The sequence below is a fragment of the Archangium sp. genome (genome assembly GCF_036388035.1).
Lineage (GTDB): Bacteria > Myxococcota > Myxococcia > Myxococcales > Myxococcaceae > Archangium.
The window spans coordinates 1-2,454 of record NZ_DASVSO010000477.1 but is presented as its reverse complement, the minus strand read 5'-3'; the positions used below and the strand labels follow the sequence as shown (position 1 = coordinate 2,454).

Annotated in this window: 1 protein-coding gene; it reads right to left on the bottom strand. The window is 71.3% G+C overall.

Going from position 1 to position 2,454, the window contains the following annotated elements; all coding sequences use genetic code 11:
- A partial coding sequence (locus VF697_RS19325; protein WP_331097098.1) for a serine/threonine-protein kinase occupies positions 1-2,313 on the bottom strand: 2,313 nt, incomplete at its 3' end.
- Positions 2,314-2,454: the final 141 nt, after the last annotated feature.

The following is a 2,454-nucleotide window of genomic DNA, read 5'->3' as shown; positions in this document are numbered from 1 at the left end:
GGCCAGTCGCTGGCCATCCGGCGAGAAGTCGATGGCGCGGATCTGATCCCGGGCGCCCCGCAGGACGCGGACCTTGCCCGTGGAGCGCTCCCACAGCCGCGCGGTGCGATCGGTACTGCCGGAGGCGATGTACCGGCCATCCGGGGAGACGCTCAGGGTGGTGAGCGTGCCCTCGTGGTTTCCCAGCACCCGGGGCGTTCCGGTGGCCAGGTCCCAGAGCCGCACGGTGCCATCCATGAAGCCCATCACCAGTTGCCCGCCATCCGGCGTGATGACGAGCGCCGTGATGGGCTGCGCGCTCTTGTCCTTGTCGAGCAGCCGCCGCTTCCCCGTGCGCGGCTCCCAGCCGTACAGCGCGCCCTCGCTGCTGCCCGTGAAGAGCTCGCCGCTCGGAGAGAAGACGTTCGCCCAGACGTGCTCATTCTCATCCATGGGCGCGAAGGTGCCGCGCTCCACGTCCCAGAGCATCGATTGGATACCCTGGTGGCCGCGCAGGAAGACGTGCTTCCCGTCGGGCGAGATGCTCCCGTCCTCGAGTCCCTTGCCGCCCGTGTGCAACGTGCGCGACGTGTTCGTGCTCAGGTCCCACACCAGGAGCTGGTCGTCCACGCGGCTCGCACTGAAGAGGCGCCCGCCATCCCGGGAGACGACGAGCGTGGACACGGGGCCCGACAGCTTCGCGAGGAGCTGGCCCTCGCCCGTCTCCGGGTTCCAGAGGCGGAGCGTCCCATCCTTGCCGCTGGAGACGAGGCGACCATCGGGCAGCAGCCGGACTCCCCAGGCCTCGTCGGTGTGCCCGGAGAGGACCCGGCTCGTCCCGTGCTCCAGGTCCCAGACGCGAAGCGTCCGGTCATCGCTGCTGGTGACGAGCCCCCTGCCATCCCGCGTGAACTCGAGGTCGTTGATCGTCTGCGAGTGGCCTCGCAGCACGGAGGCGAAGCCGTGGGCCTGGGCATCCGCGGCGATCATCCGTGCCGCCGACCAGTGGGGGAAGCCGGGCGAGATGCGCTGGAGCCAGGCGATGGCCTCGTTCGGATCCCGCTGCACGGCCTCTCGGGCCTGGAGCAGGAGAAGCTCGTCGGCCTGGGTCCGCACCTGCTGGTGCGCCGCCTCGGCCTCGGCCTGCTTGTGCTCGGCCAGGTTGCGCGCCTCCAGGACGCGGCGGATGCTCACCCCGGCCAGCCCGGCGAGCAGGAGCGCGGCCACCACCGTCACCGTCACCGCGGCCCGGTAGCGCCGGACGAAGCGGCGCAGCAGCTCCAGGCGCGAGTACTGGTACGCGCCGACGATCTGCCCCGTCTGGAAGCGCCGCAGGTCCTCCACCAGCTCGCGCGCGGTGGCGTAGCGCTTGGAGGGCTCGCGCGCCATCGCCTTGCCCACGAGGGCCAGCAGGTCCGCTGGAATGCACTTCTGGCGCTGCCTGAGGGGCGGCGGAGGGCCCTGTGCCACCCGCTGCAGCACCTGCTCCGAGGTGTTTCCCTCGTAGGGACGGGTCCCCGCCAGCAGGTGGTAGAGGATGGCGCCCAGCGCGTAGACATCGGCGCGCTCGTCCACGGGCTGGCCCGCGGCCTGCTCCGGGGGCATGTACGCCGGCGTCCCCATCACCGTGCCCACCCGGGTGAGGCCTCCGTCCTTGGCTCCGGCGCTCGTGTCGGCCGCCCCGGTGGGCTCCGTGCCTTCCTCGCGCGAGAGGTCCTTGGCCAGTCCCCAGTCGATGACCACCGTCTCGCCGAAGTCTCCCACCAGCACGTTGGCCGGCTTGAGATCGCGGTGGATGATGCGCTCGGTGTGCGCGTAGGCGATGGCCTCGGCCACCGCGAGCACGTGCGGCAGCAGCGCCAGCCGCTCCTCCAGCGTCTTGCGCTCGGCGATGACGTCCGCGAGCGAGCGGCCGGAGACGAGCTTCATCGCGTAGAAGGGCTCGCCGCCCGGCCAGCGCCCCGCCTCGTACACGGGCACGATGGAGGGGTGTTGCAGGCGCGCGGTGACGAGTGCCTCGGCGACGAAGCGGGGCTCGGCCTCGCGGGCTGGCGTGAGCATCTCCTTGATGGCCACGGGCCTGTCGAGCTGGACATCCCTCGCCCGGAGGATGCGGCCGATGCCACCGTGCGCCAGCTCTCCGGCGATGGCATAGCGGGCCGGGTCCACCACCGGCAGCGTCGTGCCCGGAGGGGGGGCCACGCTTCCCGAGCGCTGAGCGATCAGCGTGCTGTCCGAACCGTCGCCGGAGACGGGCGTGAAGGTGCTGCTGGCACCGGGCCCGTCCTGCGTGTTGGCGGAACCGACGGTGTCATTCAGCCTGACGTGGCTCATGGATGCCCTCCTCGGGCGAGACCCCCGGTGGCGCGCATGGCTCCCGACTCTACGCCATGCGGCCGGCATCCATCCCATCGGCTTGGGTAGCGCTCGTTCCCATGCCTGCTTTCTCCTGGCTGACGGACGGTGAAGCCGAAC